The sequence below is a fragment of the Pseudomonas sp. CF161 genome, assembly GCF_000416215.1.
In the GTDB taxonomy this organism is placed as follows: Bacteria; Pseudomonadota; Gammaproteobacteria; order Pseudomonadales; family Pseudomonadaceae; genus Aquipseudomonas.
The window spans coordinates 86,196-104,834 of the sequence record NZ_ATLP01000030.1 but is presented as its reverse complement, the minus strand read 5'-3'; the positions used below and the strand labels follow the sequence as shown (position 1 = coordinate 104,834).

22 protein-coding genes are annotated in these 18,639 nt (G+C 61.0%); 11 read left to right on the top strand and 11 right to left on the bottom strand.

The genetic code is table 11. The features are described from left to right. Nucleotides 1–111: 111 nt before the first annotated feature. From CF161_RS01010 to CF161_RS00990, 5 genes are all read right to left on the bottom strand, one after another. Entirely contained in the window at nucleotides 112–1,149 is a 1,038-nt protein-coding gene (locus CF161_RS01010) for a DNA topoisomerase IB (RefSeq protein ID WP_020294671.1), read from the bottom strand. A gap of 83 nt (nucleotides 1,150–1,232) precedes the next feature. Then, nucleotides 1,233–2,321: a molybdenum ABC transporter ATP-binding protein gene (modC, locus tag CF161_RS01005; protein ID WP_020294670.1), complete on the bottom strand. Its 1,089-nt coding sequence runs from the start codon at nucleotides 2,319–2,321 to the stop codon at nucleotides 1,233–1,235. A 5-nt stretch (nucleotides 2,322–2,326) separates the two neighbouring features. Beyond that, nucleotides 2,327–3,007, bottom strand: coding sequence for a molybdate ABC transporter permease subunit (modB, locus tag CF161_RS01000; protein WP_020294669.1), 681 nt, complete (start codon nucleotides 3,005–3,007; stop codon nucleotides 2,327–2,329). Further along, entirely contained in the window at nucleotides 3,008–3,775 is a 768-nt protein-coding gene (modA, locus tag CF161_RS00995; RefSeq protein WP_020294668.1) for a molybdate ABC transporter substrate-binding protein, read from the bottom strand. A 179-nt stretch (nucleotides 3,776–3,954) separates the two neighbouring features. Then, nucleotides 3,955–5,019, bottom strand: a complete 1,065-nt coding sequence (locus CF161_RS00990; RefSeq protein WP_020294667.1) for a nitronate monooxygenase family protein — start codon at nucleotides 5,017–5,019, stop codon at nucleotides 3,955–3,957. 327 nt (nucleotides 5,020–5,346) lie between these two features. Here CF161_RS00990 and CF161_RS00980 point away from each other — a divergent pair, with 327 nt between their 5' ends. Together CF161_RS00980 and CF161_RS00975 are read left to right on the top strand one after the other, a co-directional pair. Continuing rightward, nucleotides 5,347–6,330, top strand: coding sequence for an MDR family oxidoreductase (locus CF161_RS00980; protein ID WP_020294666.1), 984 nt, complete (start codon nucleotides 5,347–5,349; stop codon nucleotides 6,328–6,330). A 52-nt stretch (nucleotides 6,331–6,382) separates the two neighbouring features. Continuing rightward, complete coding sequence (locus CF161_RS00975) at nucleotides 6,383–6,868, top strand: GyrI-like domain-containing protein (protein WP_020294665.1); 486 nt, start codon at nucleotides 6,383–6,385, stop codon at nucleotides 6,866–6,868. Nucleotides 6,869–6,949: 81 nt separating this feature from the next. Here CF161_RS00975 and alkB read toward each other — a convergent pair whose 3' ends face one another. The 3 genes from alkB to CF161_RS00965 are packed head-to-tail and all read right to left on the bottom strand — an operon-like array spanning nucleotide 6,950 to nucleotide 8,209. Continuing rightward, complete coding sequence (gene alkB / locus CF161_RS00970) at nucleotides 6,950–7,651, bottom strand: DNA oxidative demethylase AlkB (protein ID WP_043228300.1); 702 nt, start codon at nucleotides 7,649–7,651, stop codon at nucleotides 6,950–6,952. Nucleotides 7,652–7,697: 46 nt separating this feature from the next. Then, nucleotides 7,698–7,868: a hypothetical protein gene (locus CF161_RS33050; protein WP_020294663.1), complete on the bottom strand. Its 171-nt coding sequence runs from the start codon at nucleotides 7,866–7,868 to the stop codon at nucleotides 7,698–7,700. Nucleotides 7,869–7,906: 38 nt separating this feature from the next. Beyond that, a complete protein-coding gene (locus tag CF161_RS00965; RefSeq protein WP_020294662.1) occupies nucleotides 7,907–8,209 on the bottom strand; it encodes a DUF1883 domain-containing protein in 303 nt (100 codons plus the stop codon). Nucleotides 8,210–8,418: 209 nt separating this feature from the next. On the opposite strand from CF161_RS00965, the gene CF161_RS00960 reads away from it, so the two are divergent. From CF161_RS00960 to CF161_RS00945, 4 genes are all read left to right on the top strand, one after another. Beyond that, nucleotides 8,419–8,769: a hypothetical protein gene (locus tag CF161_RS00960; protein WP_020294661.1), complete on the top strand. Its 351-nt coding sequence runs from the start codon at nucleotides 8,419–8,421 to the stop codon at nucleotides 8,767–8,769. A 194-nt stretch (nucleotides 8,770–8,963) separates the two neighbouring features. Then, nucleotides 8,964–9,614 carry a cytochrome c gene (locus CF161_RS00955; RefSeq protein WP_043228298.1) on the top strand — a complete coding sequence of 217 codons (651 nt, stop codon included), beginning with the start codon at nucleotides 8,964–8,966 and terminating at the stop codon, nucleotides 9,612–9,614. Further along, nucleotides 9,611–10,534: a c-type cytochrome gene (locus tag CF161_RS00950; RefSeq protein ID WP_020294659.1), complete on the top strand. Its 924-nt coding sequence runs from the start codon at nucleotides 9,611–9,613 to the stop codon at nucleotides 10,532–10,534. Before CF161_RS00955 ends, CF161_RS00950 begins: the two co-directional genes overlap by 4 nt. Nucleotides 10,535–10,603: 69 nt before the next feature. After that, a complete protein-coding gene (locus CF161_RS00945) occupies nucleotides 10,604–10,834 on the top strand; it encodes a hypothetical protein (RefSeq protein ID WP_020294658.1) in 231 nt (76 codons plus the stop codon). A 15-nt stretch (nucleotides 10,835–10,849) separates the two neighbouring features. Here the strand turns inward: CF161_RS00945 and CF161_RS00940 are convergent, their stop codons facing one another. Then, nucleotides 10,850–11,131, bottom strand: a complete 282-nt coding sequence (locus tag CF161_RS00940) for a hypothetical protein (protein WP_043228295.1) — start codon at nucleotides 11,129–11,131, stop codon at nucleotides 10,850–10,852. A gap of 135 nt (nucleotides 11,132–11,266) precedes the next feature. Continuing rightward, the gene (locus CF161_RS00935) at nucleotides 11,267–11,455 is read right to left on the bottom strand and encodes a hypothetical protein (RefSeq protein ID WP_020294656.1); all 189 of its coding nucleotides are present in this window, start codon (nucleotides 11,453–11,455) and stop codon (nucleotides 11,267–11,269) included. Between the two features lie 280 nt (nucleotides 11,456–11,735). Here CF161_RS00935 and galU point away from each other — a divergent pair, with 280 nt between their 5' ends. Together galU and gorA are read left to right on the top strand one after the other, a co-directional pair. Beyond that, nucleotides 11,736–12,575 (top strand): UTP--glucose-1-phosphate uridylyltransferase GalU, encoded by an 840-nt coding sequence (galU, locus tag CF161_RS00930; RefSeq protein ID WP_020294655.1) that lies wholly within the window; start codon nucleotides 11,736–11,738, stop codon nucleotides 12,573–12,575. A 132-nt stretch (nucleotides 12,576–12,707) separates the two neighbouring features. After that, a complete protein-coding gene (gene gorA / locus CF161_RS00925) occupies nucleotides 12,708–14,066 on the top strand; it encodes a glutathione-disulfide reductase (RefSeq protein ID WP_020294654.1) in 1,359 nt (452 codons plus the stop codon). On the opposite strand, the gene CF161_RS00920 is transcribed toward gorA, so the two are convergent. Beyond that, on the bottom strand, nucleotides 14,063–15,079 hold the full coding sequence (locus tag CF161_RS00920; RefSeq protein ID WP_020294653.1) for a DNA-binding protein: 1,017 nt from the start codon (nucleotides 15,077–15,079) through the stop codon (nucleotides 14,063–14,065). The genes gorA and CF161_RS00920 overlap by 4 nt on opposite strands. Before the next feature lie 176 nt (nucleotides 15,080–15,255). On the opposite strand from CF161_RS00920, the gene CF161_RS00915 reads away from it, so the two are divergent. From CF161_RS00915 to ahpF, 3 genes are all read left to right on the top strand, one after another. After that, nucleotides 15,256–16,194: a site-specific integrase gene (locus CF161_RS00915; protein ID WP_020294652.1), complete on the top strand. Its 939-nt coding sequence runs from the start codon at nucleotides 15,256–15,258 to the stop codon at nucleotides 16,192–16,194. Nucleotides 16,195–16,332: 138 nt separating this feature from the next. Next, nucleotides 16,333–16,896: an alkyl hydroperoxide reductase subunit C gene (gene ahpC / locus CF161_RS00910; protein ID WP_020294651.1), complete on the top strand. Its 564-nt coding sequence runs from the start codon at nucleotides 16,333–16,335 to the stop codon at nucleotides 16,894–16,896. A gap of 120 nt (nucleotides 16,897–17,016) precedes the next feature. Then, the gene (gene ahpF, locus CF161_RS00905; RefSeq protein WP_020294650.1) at nucleotides 17,017–18,582 is read left to right on the top strand and encodes an alkyl hydroperoxide reductase subunit F; all 1,566 of its coding nucleotides are present in this window, start codon (nucleotides 17,017–17,019) and stop codon (nucleotides 18,580–18,582) included. Nucleotides 18,583–18,639 lie beyond the last annotated feature (57 nt).

The following is an 18,639-nucleotide window of genomic DNA, read 5'->3' as shown; positions in this document are numbered from 1 at the left end:
GTTGCGAGTACATTTTGGAAGGCTTAGTTGTTCACGTCGGCAATCGTCCTGGAACGGGAGAGGGCGCACAGCCTAACGCGCAGCCCGGGCCTTTGACAACCCGGGTGTGCGTCAACGGGCGGCGACTTGATCCACCAGGTTTTCCAGAAACATCGCCAGGCCCACCTCTTCTGCCTTGAGCCCCTTGCGGTTCCTGGGCTTGGGCAGCTTGGCCAGTTCGCCGAGCAGAAAGCTGTCGAGCACGGCGGGGTGGATGTAGCACTTGCGGCACACGGCCGGGGTGTTGCCCAGTTGGCGGGAGACGCCTTTCACCATCTCGACGATGTGTTTTTTGGCCTCGGTTTCCGACTCCCATTGCAGTTCGCGCAGTACCGCCAGGGCCAGGGTGCTGCCGGCCCAGGTGCGGTAATCCTTGGCGGTGAAATCGGCGCCGGTCAGGGTTTGCAGGTAAGCGTTGACGTCCGAGGAACTGACACTGTGGCGCTCTCCGTTTTCGTCCAGGTACTGGAACAGGTTTTGCCCCGGCAGCTCCAGGCAGCGCTTGATGATGCGGGCCAGGCGTTGATCCTTGATGGTGATCTGATGCTCGATGCCGCTCTTGCCGCGGAACTGGAACAGGATCGCACTGCCTTTGACTGCAACGTGCCGGCTGCGCAGGGTGGTCAGGCCGTAGGAACGGTTGTCGCGGGCATATTGGCTGTTGCCGACGCGAATCAGCGTGGCGTCGAGCAAGGTGATGACGGTGGCCATGACCTTGTCCCGACTGAACCCGGGCGCCGCCAGCAGCGCCTCCAGTTGGCGGCGCAGTTTTGGCAGGGCGCCCCCGAATTCCAGCATGCGCGAGTATTTGTCGGCGTCGCGCACTTCGCGCCAGCGCGCGTGATAGCGGTACTGCTTGCGGCCCCGGGCATCACGGCCGGTGGCTTGCAGGTGGCCGCGCGGGTCGGCACAGATCCACACATCGCTGTAGGCCGGCGGTACGGCCAGGGCGTTGATGCGCTTGATCTCGTCCGTATCCTTAAGGCGTTGGCCATCGGCGTCGAAATAGCAGAATTTGCCGCGCAGCTTTTTGCGCCGGATACCGGGCTGGCTGTCATCGACGTAATGCAGGTCGGGTGGCAGGTCGACGGGCAGTGTGGTGTCGGGCATGGCAGTAATCCTTGGCAAAACGAGCGGGCCTGTATCGGATTGACCACGGCGTCCGGCAGTCGTGCCAAGGATTTTCGAGTGCCTCAGGCGAGGACCGCGACCGCCTTGATTTGCGCCCACAGCTGCTGGCCGGGGTGCAGCGCCAGGAGGTCGCGGGAGAAGCGGGTGATCCGTGCCAGCAACGGTGTACCAGCGGCATCAAGGCGCACCAGCACGTGAGCGCTGTTGTCGGCGGCGGTTTCCTGGCTGACCGTGACCGGCAGGCGATTGAGGATGCTGCTGTGTTCGCCGGCTTGCAGGCTGAGGCTGACGTCCCGTGCCTGCACCTTGAAGCGCAGGCTCTTGCCGATGGCCAGGGGCGCATGGGCCACGCGTATCGTCAGCTGGCTGCCGGGCAGTTGCAGGGTCACCAGTTGGTAGTTGGCATCGTAGTGGCTGACCCGGCCCTCGATCACCACGCCGGCGTCATCGCCCAGGGCCAGGGGCAGATCGAGCCGGGCCAGGGTGTCGCCGATGGGACCGCTGGCCAGGGCCTTGCCCTCGCTGAGCAACACGATATGGTCGGCCAGCCGCGCGACTTCGTCCTGGGAGTGGCTGACGTACAGCACCGGAATATCCAGTTCGTCATGCAGGCGTTCGAGGTAGGGCAGGATCTCGCTTTTGCGCTTGGCGTCCAGCGCCGCGAGGGGCTCGTCCATCAGCAACAGCCTGGGGCTGGTCAGCAGGGCGCGGGCGATGCCGATGCGCTGGCGCTCGCCGCCCGACAGGTTATGCGGGTGGCGTTCGAGCAGGTGGCCGATGCCCAGCAGGTCGGTGGCGTGGGCCATGTCGACTTTGCGTTGGGCGCGCGGAATGCGCCGCAGGCCGAATTCGAGGTTGGCTTGCACCGACAGGTGGGGAAACAGGCTGGCTTCCTGGAACACATAACCCAGGGAGCGCTTATGGGGCGGGACGAAGATCTTCCTGCGGCTGTCCTGCCACACTTCGTCGTTGATCTGTACCAGGCCTTGCCCGGCTTTTTCCAACCCGGCGATGCAGCGCAGGCAGGTGGTCTTGCCCGAGCCGGAATGGCCATACAGGGCGGTGACGCCACGCCCCGGAAGCTGCAGGTCGAGGTCCAGGGCAAAGTCCTGATAATCCAGGGTGAGGCTGACGCGAATCTCGGAACTCATGGGGTTCAACTCCAGCCGGCTTTGGTCTTGCGGCTGGAGTAGAGCGCCAGCAACACCAGGAACGAGAACACCAGCATGGCCCCTGCCAGCCAATGGGCCTGGGCGTATTCCATGGCTTCGACGTGATCGTAGATCTGCACCGAAACCACACGGGTCTTGTCCGGGATATTGCCGCCGATCATCAACACCACGCCGAACTCACCGACGGTGTGGGCGAAACCCAGGATCGACGCGGTGATGAACCCGGGTCGAGCCAGGGGCAGGACCACGCTGAAGAAGGTGTCCCACGGGTTGGCGCGCAAGGTCGCCGCGACTTCCAGCGGGCGGGTGCCGATGGCCGAGAATGCGTTTTGCAGCGGCTGGACCACAAACGGCATGGAGTAGATCACCGAACCTATCACCAGGCCGCTGAAACTGAAGGTCAGGGTGCCCAGCCCGAGGGACTGGGTGAGCTGGCCGATATAACCGTGGGGGCCAAGGGCCAGGAGCAGGTAAAAGCCGATCACCGTCGGTGGCAGCACCAGGGGCAGGGCCACCACCGCGCCGATCGGCCCGCGCCACCAGGAGCGGGTGCGCGACAGCCAGAGGGCGATCGGAGTGCCGATGACCAGCAGGATCAGGGTCGTCAGCGATGCCAGCTTCAGGGTCAGCCAGATCGCGGAAAAGTCGGCACTCGCCAGCGGCATTTAGAGTTGGTAACCGTAGGATTTGATGACGGCGGCGGCTTTCGCGCCCTTGAGGTAGTCAACCAGTGCCTTGGCGGCCGGGTTGTCCTTGCCTTTGTTGAGGATCACCGCGTCCTGTTTGATCGGGTCGTGCATCTCGGCCGGAACGATCCACGCCGAACCGCTGCTGACTTTACCGTCCTTGTAGATCTGCGACAGGGCGACAAACCCCAGCTCGGCGTTACCGGTGGACACGAACTGATAGGCCTGGGTGATGTTCTGGCCTTCAACGATCTTGCTCTTGACCTGGTCGGTCAGGCCGAGCTTGGCCAGGACCTGAGTGGCAGCCAGGCCATAAGGTGCGGCTTTCGGGTTGGCGATGGACAGGTGCTGGTACTGGTTGTCCTTGAGCACTTTGCCTTTGCTGTCGACATAACCTTCCTTGGCCGACCACAGGGCCAGGGTGCCGATGGCGTAGGTGAAGCGCGAGCCTTTGACGGTATCGCCTTCGGTTTCCAGCTTTTGCGGCGTGGTGTCGTCAGCCGACAGGAACACTTCGAACGGCGCGCCGTTCTTGATCTGGGTATAGAACTGCCCGGTGGCGCCGTAGGCTGCGACCAGTTTGTGTCCGGTGTCCTTTTCGAAGTCAGCGGCAATGGCCTGGATCGGCGCGGTGAAGTTGGCGGCGACGGCAACCTGCACTTCATCGGCCTGGGCCGAGCCGAAGGCAAACACGGCGAGGAGGGTGGCGAGGCAAGTCGGGGCAAAACCTGAGGCACGAATGGTCATGAAACGGCTCCGTTGAGGGCAAGTGCGCTGGGCAGTTTGTTGTTGGAAGTGGACTGCGCCGAAGCGAGGGGGGTAATCGCTGTATAGCGGAATATATAGCGAATCGCCGACGAACGGAACTCTGCTGCGGGATGGGGTGAACGGCGTGCCATCCCGCGGGCAATCGTGGTGTCGAACCCTCAGCGCCGGGCCAGCTGGGCCAGGGCTTGCTCAGCCAGGCGTCGGGTCAGTTCATGGGTGGATAACTCAACCCCCAGGCGCAGGGCCTGGCCTGACCAGAGGTTGGCGAAGTCGGCATCGTCCTTGGCGCGCAATGGCATCAAGGCGCCACCGGCCAGGGGGAACGCCGGAGCCAGCGGGTTGATCGGGCCGATTTCACGCATGATCCGGTTGACGATGCCCCGCGCCGGGCGGCCGGTGAACAGGTTGGTCAGCGCGGTCTGGCTCTCTTTGGCACTGCGCAGGGCCTGGTGATGGGCCGCGCTGATCTTGGCCTCCGGGGTAAACAGGTAGGCCGTGCCCATTTGCACCGCCGAGGCGCCCAGGGCAAACGCGGCCACAATGCCCCTGGCATCACCGATGCCACCGGCCGCGATCACCGGCAGCGTTACCGCGTCGACGATCTGCGGCACCAGGGCCATGGTCCCGACCTGGCTGTTGAGGTCGTCGCCGAGGAAAATCGCCCGGTGGCCGCCGGCTTCGTAGCCCATGGCGATGATCGCGTCGCAGCCATGCTGTTCGAGCCAGACGGCCTCATCGACAGTACTGGCCGACGACAGGATTTTCGCCCCGGTGGCCTTGACCCGCTCCAGCAGCGAGGGCTCCGGCAAGCCGAAGTGGAAGCTGACGATTTCCGGGCGCAGTTCCTCCACCAGCTCGCAACTCACGTGGTCGAAGGGCGCGCGGCTGCTGATCGGGGTGGGTGCGTCGAAGTCGGCGCCCAGTTCGCGGTAATAGGGTTGCAGCAGGTTTTTCCACTGGGCATCGCGCTCGGGATCGGGGGCAGGCGTCTGGTGGCAGAAGAAGTTCAGGTTCAGCGGGGCCTGGGTGGCCTGGCGAATGTTCTGCACTTCCTGGCGAATCTGTTCCGGGCTGAGCATGGCGCAGGGCAGGGAGCCCAGCGCGCCGGCCTGGGCCGCCGCGATAACCATGGCGGAGCCGGTGGCACCGGCCATCGGGGCTTGAATGATCGGCAGTTCGATCCCCAGCAAGTCAACAATTCGGGTGTCAGGCCATTGGCTCATGTGCAACTCCTCTGCGCAGTAAAAGTAATGACGACAGCGCCAGGGTTTGTAGCAGGAGTCACCTGGAAAAGGCCAGCCGACTTTATCGCCTGAAGGGTCAAAAGGCTGCCCAGGTCCCTGTAGAGCCCGACTGTAGCGGTTACTCCGGCAGCCAGCTTCAACGCCCCATGCCCGCCGCGGCGCACGCAGGCCAGCACCGGCATCATTAGTGCCTGGCGAACGGCCCTTTGCCTTGGCCGAGCGGGAGGTTGGTGCCTTGTGATTCAAGGTCGAAGTTCATTACCCTGCCACGGGCAATCAGAGCCACGGGCCATTCGGGAGACAGTCATGTTCAACGGCATTTTGATCGAGAAAGACGAGCAGGGTTATCGCGCCAATCTGCAGCAGATCAGCGAAGAGCAGTTGCCGCCGGGGGACGTGACGGTGCGTGTGGCCTACAGCACACTGAATTTCAAGGATGGCTTGGCCATTACCGGCAGCAGCCCGGTGGTGCGCAGCTTTCCCATGGTGCCGGGGATCGACCTGGCCGGCACGGTCGAAGCCAGCGCCCATCCCGACTACCAGGTGGGTGACGAGGTGCTGCTCAATGGCTGGGGTGTCGGCGAGGGGCATTGGGGCGGACTGGCACAGAAGGCCCGGCTTGACGGGAACTGGCTGATCCCCTTGCCCAAGGCCTTCAGCGCGGCCCAGTCCATGGCCATCGGCACCGCAGGTTACACGGCGATGCTCGCGATCCTCGCGCTGGAACGTCATGGCGTCACGCCGGATCAGGGCGAAGTGCTGGTCACCGGGGCCAATGGCGGGGTTGGCAGCTTTTCCATCGCCCTCCTGGCACGCCTGGGGTATCGGGTGGTGGCCTCAACCGGGCGTACTGCAGAACACGCCTACCTGCAGCAATTGGGGGCCAGTGACATCATCGACCGCGCCAGCCTTTCCCAACCTGGCAAACCCCTGGCCAAGGAGCGCTGGGCCGCGGTTATCGACTCGGTGGGCAGCCACACCCTGGCCAATGCCTGTGCTGCAACCCGGGCCAATGGCACGGTCGCGGCCTGTGGCCTGGCCCAGGGCATGGACTTCCCGGCATCGGTTGCGCCGTTTATCCTGCGCGGCGTGACCCTGGCGGGGATCAACAGCGTGACTCAGCCCAAAGCCTTGCGTGTTCTGGCCTGGGACCGTCTGGGTCAGGATCTTGACCCGGCGCTGCTGCCGCTGATCAGCCACGAAATCGGCTTGAGCGAAGCCATCGAGGCCGCACCGCGCTTACTGGCGGGCCAGTTGCGCGGTCGGGTGGTGGTGGACGTCAACCGCTGACCTGCTGGCCAATAATCAATTTCAATCAATACCTGAACAAGGAATAAGGCCCATGGATGTAAAAATGCGTGAGGTGTTGCCGTTCAGTGTTGCCGGTTTGCAGGTGCGAACCCTCAACGCCACTGAGCAACAGCCGGAGACGGCGCAGATCGGCCCGATGTGGGCGCGTTTTTTTATCGAAGGGCTGTTCGAAAAGATCGAACCTCGCGAGCCTGACTCCTTTGTTTATGGCGTGTACTCCGGGTATGAGTCCGATGCCACGGGAGCCTTTGATGTCACCGCCGGGGTTGAAGTGACCGGTGCGGCCGAGGGCTATCAGTCGGTGCAGGTCGAGGGTGGCCAATACCTGGTGTTCAGCGCCAAGGGGCCGCTGCCCGACAGCGTGATCCAGACCTGGGGCCTGGTCTGGGCCTACTTCGAAGACCGTCCCGAGTTGCGCCGCAAGTTCGCTACGGATTTCGAGGTCTATACCGGCCCGGACTCGGTTGCGGTCTATATCGGCGTTCATTCGACGGATGCAGCGGTCGCCAGCCACTGACAACAGGTCACGCCCCTGGCAATGCGTTAAAACGTGGTTGCCAGGGGGTTGCGCTGGAGGCGGTCGCAGCTAGTCGGGGCGTCAGCCCGCGTGGCGAAACGTCAGGTTGATCCGCTGCTCGCCCATTTGCTCATGGCGGCCAGCCTTGAGCGGCAGCACGCCATGGAAGCGCAACCGGTCGACGCCACCCCACACCACCACATCACCGTGCAGCAACGGGACCCGCAGTTGTCGGTCGCTACGTTGCTCGCCACCAAACAGGAACATCGCCGGCAGACCCAGGGAGACCGAGACGATGGGCGCACTGTAATCGCGTTCGTTCTTGTCCTGGTGCAACGACATCCTGGCCCCGGCGACATAACGGTTGATCAGGCAGGAGTCGGGGCTGAAGCCATCGAAACCCGCGGCCTGGGCCGCGGCCCGGGCCAGTTGCTCGAATACCCCGGGCATTGCCGGCCAGGGTTGGCCGGTCTGCGGGTCGAGGCGGGCGTAGCGATAACCACTGGGGTCGGTGGTCCAGCCCAGGTTGCCGCAACTGCTCAAGGCCACCGACATGGTGAAGCCGCCGGGAGTGACCATGCTGCGAAACGGCGCGGCGGCAAGTACCGACCTGAGGGCCGGCAGCAGGCGCTCGATCCAAGGCAAGGCGAACCCCCGCAGTACCCGGGACTGCTGGCCGATCTGTTCGGTGCGTGCGGGTTGTGCCAGATCAGTCTCGGTAAACAGGCCGAGACTGGGGAAGGAGTCGCTGCTGTGACTGCTCAAGGGACACTCCGAGGACATGCCGGCTCGGCGCCGTTTGAAGGGGACGTCGGACAGGGCGCGGGTGTTACAGGGCTTTACTCACGCTGACATCGCTGATCACGTCTTCGGACTGGCCATGTAACGCCAGCAAGGCCGCCAGGGCTTCTTCCTGGGTGCCGGTCTCGAGTTGGGCGAATTCGAAGCGACGCTCGCCGTTGAGCTTGTATTTGATGACGTACTTGGTCGTTTGAGCCACGGGCGTACCTGTCTTGGGTTGGCGAGGTGGGAGCGGAATCAGCGCAGTTTCGAGCTGGAGCGGCGGACGATCTTGATCGAATGCTTCAGGCTCGGCTTGCGGGTAACGCTGATGGCGCGGGTGGTCACGGTGTCGATGGTGATGTTCCAGAAACCGGTGCTCGGCGCGGTGATCTTGGCCGGGAACTTGTCGAAGGCGCCACCGTGGTAGCTGTGGCGACCGCCATTCTTGAAGCTGCGGAAATTGGCGTCGCTCATCAGGCGAATGTTGCAGGTCTGGGAGCATTCGATGACGACAATATCGTCCTCGTTGAGGTGCTCGCGCTGGTGGATAAATTTCATGGGCGCCTCCAGAAGGGCTTTTTCTACAAAATCAAAACGATAGCTTGAAAGATGGCGCAGTTTATCAGGCCGCACGGGGTAGTAGCGGGCCGCGCCCGCCGGGTTTGACAATTTAAAACAGTTATTTACCGATTTATGAGCGATAAAACCTCCCGCGCTGGAGAAAAACACCATTTACACTGTCGGACGGTTTTTATTGGAGGATTTGTATGAAGTGGGGTGTGTTGATTCTGGCTCTGGCGATCAGCGGTTGTGCGACCGTCTCGGATATTAACCAGGCGCCGCCCACCCTGAACGTGATTTCGGGGAAAAAGCCGCCGGAGTACGCCAAGTGCGTCACCGAGAAGCTGGCCGGCAGCCGGGGAGCCTTGCAGATCGAGCCGCACAAGGATGGCATGCGCATCATTGTTCCGCAGAAAGTGTCTTCAGGTCCGACTGCGGTGTTTGATATTGAAGAGCGCTCGGGAGGCAGCAGCATCAAGCTGCACGAGAGCATGTCCAACGTTCCAATGCGTCCGGGCGATATCCGCAAGGCCGCCGAGGAATGCATTTCCGGCTGACCACCGCTCTATTTTTTCAACAGCCTGCCGCGCTTCGGGTCTCGAAGCGCCGCGGGCTTTTTTGTGGGTGATTGATCAGGCGCGCAGTGGGTCGCCTCCGTTTTTGCGGTTGTAGCAGTGATGGCTATTTGCCGACTGTTTTTAGGCTTATATTAAGTAGGCCTAAGCATATAACTAAAATAATGGAGTTCGACATGATCCCACTGGATCGAATACTGCTGAGTAGTCTGATGCTGTTGTCCGTTCAATCTGCCCACGCCGTGGAGGGGCAGAAAGTCTTCACCCAGGGTGGCGCGCAGCCTGCTGCAATGGCCTGTGTCTCGTGTCACGGAGCCGATGGAATGGGCCTGGCGGCCGCCGGGTTTCCCCGTCTGGCAGGGCTGCCGGCCGGCTATCTGAGCAAGCAGCTGGAAGATTTTCGCAGTGGTTCGCGCACCAGCCCGGTGATGCAGCCATTGGCCAAGGCCCTGGCCGAGGACGAAATTCGCGCCGTCACTCAAACGCTCGCCGCCATGCCTGCCCCGGCGACCCCCGCCATTTCCCGCAGTGCAACGCCCAATAGCCTGGGCGAACGCCTGGCCCTGCGTGGGGCCTGGGATCGTCAGGTCCCAGAGTGTGTGACGTGCCACGGCCCGGGTGGCGTGGGGGTGGGGCAGACCTTCCCGCCTTTGGCCGGGCAATCCGCAGCCTACCTGAGCGCCCAACTGAACGCCTGGCGCGACGGCACACGACGCAATGACCCGGACGACCTGATGGGGCACATCGCCAAGTCCTTGAGCGCAGAGGAAGTGACGGCAGTGGCTGATTATTTTTCCAAAGTGAACAGCCAGGAGAGCCGGCCATGAATATTCGTTTTTCGTTTCCGCTGGCCTTCGGTTTGCTGGCCACCTCGGTACAGGCGGCATCCATTGCCATGGAGGATCAGAGCCAGTTGCAGACCCCGGCGGCTGCCAGCCACGGGCAATACTTCCAGCCCCCGGCTGAGAGCGAACTGCCGAACAACGCCTACGGCAAGATGGTCCGTGACGGCTATGCACTGTTTGTCGACACCAAGCGCATGGCGCCCAATTTTGTCGGCAACGGTCTCAATTGCAGCAACTGTCACCTTGGCCAGGGGCGAGTGGCCAACTCGGCGCCGCTGTGGGGTGCCTACCCGATGTACCCGGCGTACCGGCAAAAGAACGACAAGGTCAACACCTTTGCCGAGCGCTTGCAGGGCTGTTTCCAGTTCAGCATGAACGGTGGCACACCGCCGGCAGCCGACAGCAAGGAAATCACCGCGTTGTCGGTGTACGCCTACTGGCTGGCGAGCAAGGCGCCGCTCGGCGTTGAGTTGCCGGGGCGCGGTTACCCCGAAGTGCCCAAACCGGCCCAGGGCTACGACATCGCCCGTGGTGAGCAGGTGTTCAAGGCGCAATGCGCGGTTTGCCACGGCGATAACGGCCAAGGGCAGAAGGTCGGGCAGGATTATGTAATGCCACCGTTGTGGGGCAAGGACTCCTACAACTGGGGCGCGGGGATGCACCGGATCAATACGGCGGCGTCCTTTATCAAGCACAACATGCCCCTGGGCAAGCCCGGAACCCTGAGTGATCAGCAGGCCTGGGATGTAGCGGCGTTCGTCAACAAGCATGAGCGGCCGCAGGATCCGCGGCTGGTGGAAGGCTCGATCGAGAAAACCCGGGTCAAGTTTCACGCCAATGATGGGGTGAATTTGTACGGTCAGACGCTGGATGGCGTTTTGATTGGCCAAGGCATCCGATAAACTGTCGACCATCGTCACTGATGCCGTCAAAGCCCATGCTTTGGCGGCATTGTCTTTTTGGGAGCAGGCATGAAGCGTGAGCAAGTAAGGGAGCGGCATGCAGAGGGTAATATCTCTGCGACCCATGTGATTCAAAATCCGGCGAATTCGGGAGAGTGGATCGTTTTTTTCAAGAAGAGCGCCGGGCGCAGCTATTTCCTGGTGGATGACAACGACGAGGTCGAGTCATTCTCGCGACTGGATGAGCTGGTCGAGACGATCCGTGGCCTGGGTATCAAGTTCGCCGAGATTCATATGTAGGCCGGCAGGTGCCGGTTATTTGCACACCACCACCACGCTGCGGCTCTTGAAGTTGCCGACATCGACGCCCAGGGTTTTTTCGCTCTCTTTCAGGGAGGGGGTGCCTTCAGTGCCGACGATCCGGTAGCCCGTGCCCGCACAAGAGGCGTCAGCCTTCTCGTAGCAGCTGGCCCAGGAGCTGGCTTCGCCGGAGCAATCGATGCTCAGGCCTTGTTCGCCGTTTGCCAGGTAAGTGTTGGAGGCCGTCGCGCATCCACTCAGAGCCAATACAGCGGTCAGTGCCAAAAGTCTGTTCATGTAGGTTGTCGTCATTCAAGAGTAGGGGCGGCGCGGTTGCCGAGGCCAAGGCGTGATGCTATAGCCAACGGCCATTACGGTACAGACAATCAAAAAGCCCTGCTAGTTGCAGGGCTCGATGCGGTTATTGCGCGCTCAGGGCTTGGCGTTGCGCCGCCGGGCCGGGGGCGGAGGCTGATCCTGCAGGACCGAAGCCACTTCAATCGCCAATGCTTCGGAGGCGAACGGCCCGGCGATGTTTTCGCCGCTGCTGCTGGTCACCCACCATTGGCCATCTTGCGCTTTACTGATCAGGTAACCGTTTATGCTTTTTGTTGCCGACATCTAAAGGTCTCGTGAGCGGGATCAAGGGCGTAATGATAGCGGCAAACGCCTCTCAAGGGCGTGGCATTTGCCGCTCGGGGCAACAGGGGATTGTTCTGAAACTTCCTCCAGCCAGGGCAGCAGTGATTTACCTGGGGAGCGATCTGCAGGATGCTGTGGAACTATCTGCCTGAATATTTCTCTATGATGGCAGCGGTTAGCCAGCGCGGGGCATTGTAAGGTGCTCGCCGCCTGATTAGACTGCGCCGAACTCGTAAGCACAGCCCTTTTAAGGACTCATATGATCAAGAAATGCTTGTTCCCAGCAGCCGGTTACGGCACTCGCTTCCTGCCAGCGACTAAGGCCATGCCTAAAGAAATGCTGCCAGTGGTGAACAAGCCACTGATCCAGTACGGCGTTGAAGAAGCGCTGGATGCCGGATTGAACCAAATCTCCATCGTGACCGGTCGCGGCAAGCGCGCCCTCGAAGACCACTTCGACATCAGTTACGAGCTGGAAAACCAAATCAAGGGCACCGACAAAGAGAAATACCTGGTCGGTATCCGCAAGTTGCTCGACGAGTGCTCGTTCTCCTACACCCGTCAGACCGAAATGAAAGGTCTGGGCCACGCTATTCTCACCGGCCGCCCGCTGATTGGCGACGAACCTTTCGCCGTGGTCCTGGCGGATGACTTGTGTGTGAACCTCGACGGCGACGGCGTGCTGACCCAGATGGTCAAGCTGTACAAGCAGTTCCGCTGCTCGATCGTGGCCATCCAGGAAGTCGACCCGCAAGAAACTCACAAGTACGGCGTAATCTCCGGCGAAATGATCCGCGACGACATCTACCGCGTACACAGCATGGTCGAGAAGCCAAAGCCGGAAGACGCACCGTCGAACCTGGCGATCATTGGTCGTTACATCCTGACCCCGGACATCTTCGACCTGATCGAGCAAACCGAACCCGGCAAGGGCGGCGAAATCCAGATCACCGACGCCCTGATGAAGCAGGCGCAAAACGGCTGCGTGATGGCCTACAAGTTCAAAGGCAAGCGTTTTGACTGCGGCGGCGCCGAAGGCTATATCGACGCAACCAACTTCTGCTTCGAGAACTTCTACAAGACTGGCAAGGCTTACTGATAGCCCTGGCGGGACCCTGTACTGAAAAGCCACCTTCGGGTGGCTTTTTCGTTTTCTGCCCCGATGTTAAATGCACTGCGCTGACCGCATCGATATCTGCGGTTATGCTGTCAGCCTGCCTGGGAGAGTGAAATGGCCTACGATTTTGATCTTTATGTAATTGGCGCCGGTTCCGGCGGTGTGCGTTCGGCGCGGTTTGCCGCAGGTTTTGGGGCGAAAGTCGCCGTGGCCGAGAGTCGCTATCTGGGCGGCACCTGCGTCAACGTCGGCTGTGTGCCGAAGAAGCTTCTGGTGTACGGCGCGCACTTCGCCGAAGACTTCGAGCAGGCCCAAGGGTTCGGCTGGACCCTGGGCGATGCGAGCTTTGACTGGCCAACCCTGATCGCCAACAAGGATCGGGAAATCCATCGCCTCAACGGGATTTACCGCAACCTGCTGGTCAACAGCGGTGTCACCTTGCACGAGGGCCACGCCAAACTGATCGATCCCCATCAGGTGGAGGTCAATGGCCAGCGTTACACCGCCAAGCACATCCTGATCGCCACCGGTGGCTGGCCGCAGATCCCGGATATTCCAGGGCGTGAACACGCCATCAGTTCCAACGAGGCGTTCTTCCTCAAGGAACTGCCCAAGCGTGTCCTGGTCGTTGGGGGCGGATACATCGCGGTCGAGTTTGCCGGGATTTTCCATGGCCTTGGCGCGGATACCACATTGCTGTATCGCGGTGAGCTGTTCCTGCGGGGCTTCGATGGTGCGGTGCGCAAGCATTTGCAGGAAGAATTGACCAAGCGCGGGATGAACCTGCAGTTCAATTCGGATATCAAGCGCATCGACAAACAGGCCGACGGCAGTCTGAACGTCACCCTCAAGGATGGCCGAGAGCTGGTGGCCGACTGTGTGTTCTATGCCACGGGTCGGCGGCCGATGCTCGACAACCTGGGCCTGGAAAATACCGGGGTCAAGTTGGATGAGCGTGGCTTTGTCGAGGTTGATGAGCAGTATCAGAGCGCCGAGCCCTCGATCCTGGCCATTGGCGATGTTATCGGCCGCGTGCAGCTGACACCCGTCGCCTTGGCCGAAGGTATGGCTGTGGCGCGGCGCCTGTTCAAGCCTGAGCAGTATCGTCCGGTGGATTACCGGATGATCCCCACCGCTGTGTTCAGCCTGCCCAATATCGGTACGGTCGGCCTGACCGAAGAGCAGGCGCGGGAGGAGGGGTACGAGGTGCAGATTTTTGAAAGCCGTTTCCGGCCGATGAAGCTGACCCTGACCGAATGCCAGGAGCGCACGCTGATGAAGCTGGTGGTGGACGCCAAGACCGATAAGGTCCTGGGCTGCCACATGGTCGGGCCTGAAGCGGGGGAGATCGTTCAGGGCCTGGCTATTGCCTTGAAGGCTGGCGCAACCAAGCGCGACTTCGACGAAACCATCGGCGTGCACCCGACCGCCGCCGAAGAGTTCGTCACCATGCGCACCCCGGTCGGCGCCTAAGCGCTCGGCGGCGGTTCCTGTGCATCTGGCTGCGCCTTGTGCTGCGTGGCCAGGCGCAGGGCTTCAAGGCCGGCCTCGGCCTTGGTCGCGCGCAGTTCCAACTCCTTGTTGCTGCGGGCCTGCTCTTCAGTTTGCTGCTTGAGCGCGTGGCTCTCCAGAAGGGCTACGCGCAGGCGTTCCTGAAGCAGCGTCCGGTCGCTGTCCATGCGGCCTGATTGCTCCAGCAGCTGCTCGATGCGCGCATCGCTCTTCTTTGCCTGCTCCTGAGCCTGTTTCAGCTCTTTTTGAGTGGCGCGGTTCTCGCTGAACAGTCGCTCATTGTCTCGATGCAGCTGGGTGATCTCATCCTGGCGAACCAACGCGCTTTGCTGTGCCTGACGCAGCTCCATCTGAACCTGTTGCAACTGCCCTTCGTGGCGTCGCTGCTCCTGTTCGCGCTGGTCCTTCACCGCACTGCGGTAGTGCTCCAGCGCGTCGCGGGCGTGCAGGTGCTTGTCTTCCAGGGAGCTGATCTGCTGGTCCTTGTCATTCAGGCGCAGTTCGAAATCACTCAAGGCCTGGTTCAGGCCGGCATTGCGGGTCTGTTCGCTCTGTAGCGTGGAGCGGGTGCTGAGCAGGGTGGCGCTCTCATTAGCCAACGCTACGCCTTGAACGTCCAGTTGCTGCTGCAGTTGAGCCCGTGTGTTTTCAGCCTCTGCGAGACGCTCTTCGAGGCCCTGCTTGTGCGCCGCAAATTGTGCCTGGGCCTGCTCGATGGGCTCCTGGGCTTGCTCCCGCAGACGCTCTGCAAGGCGCGTAACCAGCTGTGCCAGTTCGTCCTCAAGCTCCTGGGGCGGGGTGCCCGTGCGTGCAAGCCCGTCATCCAGCTCCTTCAAATAACGATGAATAGTGGTTTTCGAGCCGGTATTGCCCATTTCGATGCGTACTGCGTCGATGCTCGGGTGCTCGCCGCGCGCCAGGATCGCCAGGCGTGCCGTTTGCACCACCGCTTTATTTATGCCGCCGCGAGCCATGTGCTCTCCTACGATTTCGTGTTGTGGTATGTACCATGTAATTACATACAATATAGCGCATTGTTTGAATAAAATCATTTGCATATATGACATGGGATATAGTGGTATTACCCCGTGTCAGTAGTAATTTGCACGCTTTTTCTTCGAGTTTCCGTACGTTCAGAGCGAAGCCCCCCATGAGTGAGCTGGATCGTTACCTGCAAGCCGCGACGCGTGACAACACGCGGCGCAGCTATCGAGCCGCGATTGAACATTTTGAGGTGAGCTGGGGTGGTTTCCTGCCCGCCACCAGCGACAGCGTGGCGCGCTATCTGGCGGCCTATGCTGGTGAGTTATCGATCAACACCCTGAAGCTGCGGCTTTCGGCCCTGGCGCAGTGGCATAACAGCCAGGGTTTTGCTGATCCGACCAAGGCGCCCGTGGTGCGGCAAGTATTCAAGGGGATTCGCGCCTTGCATCCGGTCCAGGAAAAACAGGCCGAGCCTTTGCAGTTGCAGCATCTGGAGCAGGTGGTCAACTGCCTCGCTGTGGAAGCACGGCAGGCCATTGTCGATGAGGACACGCCGGCCCTGTTGCGTGCCCGACGAGATACGGCGCTGATTCTGCTTGGTTTCTGGCGCGGCTTTCGCAGCGACGAGCTGTGCCGCTTGCACATCGAGCATGTGCAGGCCATCCCCGGCTCCGGCATCAGTGTGTACGTGCCGCGCAGCAAGAGTGATCGAGAGAACCTCGGCAGGACCTACCAGACGCCATCGTTGCAGCGGCTCTGTCCGGTGCAGGCCTATGTCGAGTGGATCGCCAGCGCGGCATTGGTGCGCGGCCCGGTTTTTCGCAGCATCGATCGCTGGGGCAATCTGAGCGAGCAGGGGCTGCATGCCAACAGCGTGATCCCTTTATTGCGCCAGGCGCTGGAGCGGGCCGGGATTGCGGCCGAAGCCTACACCAGCCACTCACTGCGTCGTGGGTTTGCCACCTGGGCTCATCGCAGTGGCTGGGATCTGAAGTCGCTGATGAGTTATGTCGGCTGGAAAGACGTGAAGTCAGCCATGCGCTACGTCGAAGCCAGCCCGTTCCTGGGCATGACCCGTCTCGAAGAAAAACCGGTCGAACAGTAGATTTGGGTTTCTTCTATTAATACAGTCTGCTGATAGTCAAAACCAATCGGTAGCATCAGGTTTGCCAATGAGCGTATCGGCGACAGCTTGGCTAAGATCCTCCCCATCAAGTTTTCAACCACTGACGGAGAGTCAACGATGCCTATCATCAACAGCCAAGTTAAACCGTTCAAAGCAACCGCATTCAAAAACGGCGCATTCGTCGAAGTGTCGGACGCCGATCTGAAAGGCAAATGGTCTGTCGTATTCTTCTACCCAGCTGACTTCACCTTCGTTTGCCCAACCGAGCTGGAAGACCTGGCCGACAACTACGCCGAATTCCAGAAACTGGGCGTCGAAATCTACAGCGTCTCGACCGACACCCATTTTGCCCACGCTGCCTGGCACAACACTTCGCCAGCCATCGGCAAAATCCAGTACACCATGATCGGCGACCCGACCCTGACCATCTCCCGCAACTTCGACGTACTGATCGAAGAAGCAGGTCTGGCTGACCGTGGCACCTTCGTGATCAACCCTGAAGGCCAGATCAAAATCGTCGAAATCAACGATGGCGGTGTAGGCCGTGACGCTTCCGAGCTGCTGCGCAAGATCAAGGCCGCTCAATACGTTGCCGCCCACCCAGGCGAAGTCTGCCCAGCCAAGTGGAAAGAAGGCGAGGCCACCCTCGCTCCATCCCTGGACCTGGTCGGCAAGATCTAAGTCTGTGAAGCACCTCAGGGCGGGTTTTACCGCACCTTAAGTAAGCTGCACCGCCCTCAAAACGCCCGGGCGACCTTCGCTCGGGCGTTTTTTTTACCGAATTAAAAGGAAATCGCCCGTATGTTGGACGCCAATCTTAAATCTCAGTTGAAGTCATACCTGGAACGGGTCACCCAGCCGATCGAGATCGTAGCCTCCCTCGACGACGGTGCGAAATCCCAGGAAATGCTCGAGCTGCTCAAAGAAGTTGCCAGTCTTTCGAGCCTGATCACCTTGCTTGATAACGGTACCGATGCGCGCAAGCCTTCGTTCTCGTTGAACCGCCCGGGAAGCGATATCAGCCTGCGTTTTGCCGGTATCCCCATGGGCCACGAATTTACTTCGTTGGTGCTGGCCTTGCTGCAAGTCGGCGGTCACCCTTCGAAAGCCAGTGCTGAAGTGCTGGAGCAAATTCGCTCGTTGAAGGGCGAATTCAACTTCGAAACCTACTTTTCGCTGTCCTGCCAGAACTGCCCGGACGTGGTCCAGGCACTGAACCTGATGGCGGTGCTGAACCCGAATATCCGCCACGTGGCCATCGACGGCGCGCTGTTCCAGGACGAGGTCGACGAGCGTCAGATCATGGCCGTCCCCAGCGTGTACCTGAACGGCGTGAACTTCGGCCAAGGCCGCATGGGTCTGGAGGAAATCCTCGGCAAGATCGACACCAGCGCGATCGAGAAGCAGGCTGAAAAAATCAACGCCAAAGACGCTTTTGACGTACTGGTGGTCGGCGGTGGCCCGGCGGGCGCCGCAGCCGCAATCTACGCCGCTCGTAAAGGCATCCGCACGGGTGTCGCCGCCGAACGTTTTGGCGGCCAGGTGCTGGACACCATGGCCATTGAAAACTTTATTTCGGTGCAGGAAACCGAAGGCCCGAAACTGGCCGGAGCCCTGGAAGCCCACGTGCGTCAGTACGATGTCGACATCATGAACCTGCAGCGCGCCAGCGCCCTGATCCCGGCAACCGAAGTGGGCGGGTTGCATGAGGTGCGCTTTGAAAGCGGTGCCAGCCTCAAGGCCAAGTCGCTGATCCTGGCCACCGGTGCCCGCTGGCGTGAAATGGGTGTGCCGGGCGAGCAGGAGTACAAGGCCAAGGGAGTGTGCTTCTGTCCACACTGCGACGGCCCGTTGTTCAAGGGCAAGCGCGTAGCAGTGATCGGCGGCGGCAACTCAGGGGTTGAGGCGGCCATTGATCTGGCGGGTATCGTCAGTCACGTGACCTTGCTGGAATTTGACGGCAAGTTGCGCGCCGATGCGGTGCTGCAGCGCAAGTTGCACAGCCTGCCGAACGTCAAGGTCATCACCAGCGCCCTGACCAGCGAAGTGAAGGGCGACGGCCAGAAAGTTACCGGGCTGGTCTACAAGGACCGTGATTCGGGTGAGTTCAATACCGTCGAGCTGGAAGGGATCTTTGTCCAGATCGGCTTGCTGCCCAACACGGACTGGCTCAAAGGCACTGTCGAGTTGTCGCCACGGGGCGAGATCATTGTCGACGCTCGCGGTGAAACGTCTCTGCCAGGGGTGTTCGCTGCCGGTGACGTGACCACGGTGCCGTACAAACAGATCGTGATTGCGGTAGGCGAGGGGGCCAAGGCATCTCTCAGTGCTTTCGACCACTTGATCCGGACCTCGGCTCCGGCCTGAAGCGGTGATGTAAAAAACAAAACCCCATGAGCCTGGCCCATGGGGTTTTTATTTGCC

What these genes read in the sequence shown, in the direction of transcription:
- galU (WP_020294655.1), top strand. Translation starts at nt 11,736, where the DNA reads ATGATCAAGAAATGCTTGTTCCCAGCAGCCGGTTACGGCACTCGCTTC.
- CF161_RS00975 (WP_020294665.1), top strand. Translation starts at nt 6,383, where the DNA reads ATGGATGTAAAAATGCGTGAGGTGTTGCCGTTCAGTGTTGCCGGTTTG.
- CF161_RS00950 (WP_020294659.1), top strand. Translation starts at nt 9,611, where the DNA reads ATGAATATTCGTTTTTCGTTTCCGCTGGCCTTCGGTTTGCTGGCCACC.
- modB (WP_020294669.1), bottom strand. Translation starts at nt 3,007, where the DNA reads ATGCCGCTGGCGAGTGCCGACTTTTCCGCGATCTGGCTGACCCTGAAG.
- CF161_RS00945 (WP_020294658.1), top strand. Translation starts at nt 10,604, where the DNA reads ATGAAGCGTGAGCAAGTAAGGGAGCGGCATGCAGAGGGTAATATCTCT.
- CF161_RS00990 (WP_020294667.1), bottom strand. Translation starts at nt 5,019, where the DNA reads ATGAGCCAATGGCCTGACACCCGAATTGTTGACTTGCTGGGGATCGAA.
- CF161_RS00940 (WP_043228295.1), bottom strand. Translation starts at nt 11,131, where the DNA reads ATGAACAGACTTTTGGCACTGACCGCTGTATTGGCTCTGAGTGGATGC.
- CF161_RS00915 (WP_020294652.1), top strand. Translation starts at nt 15,256, where the DNA reads ATGAGTGAGCTGGATCGTTACCTGCAAGCCGCGACGCGTGACAACACG.
- CF161_RS01010 (WP_020294671.1), bottom strand. Translation starts at nt 1,149, where the DNA reads ATGCCCGACACCACACTGCCCGTCGACCTGCCACCCGACCTGCATTAC.
- CF161_RS00955 (WP_043228298.1), top strand. Translation starts at nt 8,964, where the DNA reads ATGATCCCACTGGATCGAATACTGCTGAGTAGTCTGATGCTGTTGTCC.
- modC (WP_020294670.1), bottom strand. Translation starts at nt 2,321, where the DNA reads ATGAGTTCCGAGATTCGCGTCAGCCTCACCCTGGATTATCAGGACTTT.
- CF161_RS00920 (WP_020294653.1), bottom strand. Translation starts at nt 15,079, where the DNA reads ATGGCTCGCGGCGGCATAAATAAAGCGGTGGTGCAAACGGCACGCCTG.
- CF161_RS00980 (WP_020294666.1), top strand. Translation starts at nt 5,347, where the DNA reads ATGTTCAACGGCATTTTGATCGAGAAAGACGAGCAGGGTTATCGCGCC.
- gorA (WP_020294654.1), top strand. Translation starts at nt 12,708, where the DNA reads ATGGCCTACGATTTTGATCTTTATGTAATTGGCGCCGGTTCCGGCGGT.
- alkB (WP_043228300.1), bottom strand. Translation starts at nt 7,651, where the DNA reads ATGTCCTCGGAGTGTCCCTTGAGCAGTCACAGCAGCGACTCCTTCCCC.
- CF161_RS00960 (WP_020294661.1), top strand. Translation starts at nt 8,419, where the DNA reads ATGAAGTGGGGTGTGTTGATTCTGGCTCTGGCGATCAGCGGTTGTGCG.
- CF161_RS00965 (WP_020294662.1), bottom strand. Translation starts at nt 8,209, where the DNA reads ATGAAATTTATCCACCAGCGCGAGCACCTCAACGAGGACGATATTGTC.
- ahpC (WP_020294651.1), top strand. Translation starts at nt 16,333, where the DNA reads ATGCCTATCATCAACAGCCAAGTTAAACCGTTCAAAGCAACCGCATTC.
- ahpF (WP_020294650.1), top strand. Translation starts at nt 17,017, where the DNA reads ATGTTGGACGCCAATCTTAAATCTCAGTTGAAGTCATACCTGGAACGG.
- modA (WP_020294668.1), bottom strand. Translation starts at nt 3,775, where the DNA reads ATGACCATTCGTGCCTCAGGTTTTGCCCCGACTTGCCTCGCCACCCTC.
- CF161_RS00935 (WP_020294656.1), bottom strand. Translation starts at nt 11,455, where the DNA reads ATGTCGGCAACAAAAAGCATAAACGGTTACCTGATCAGTAAAGCGCAA.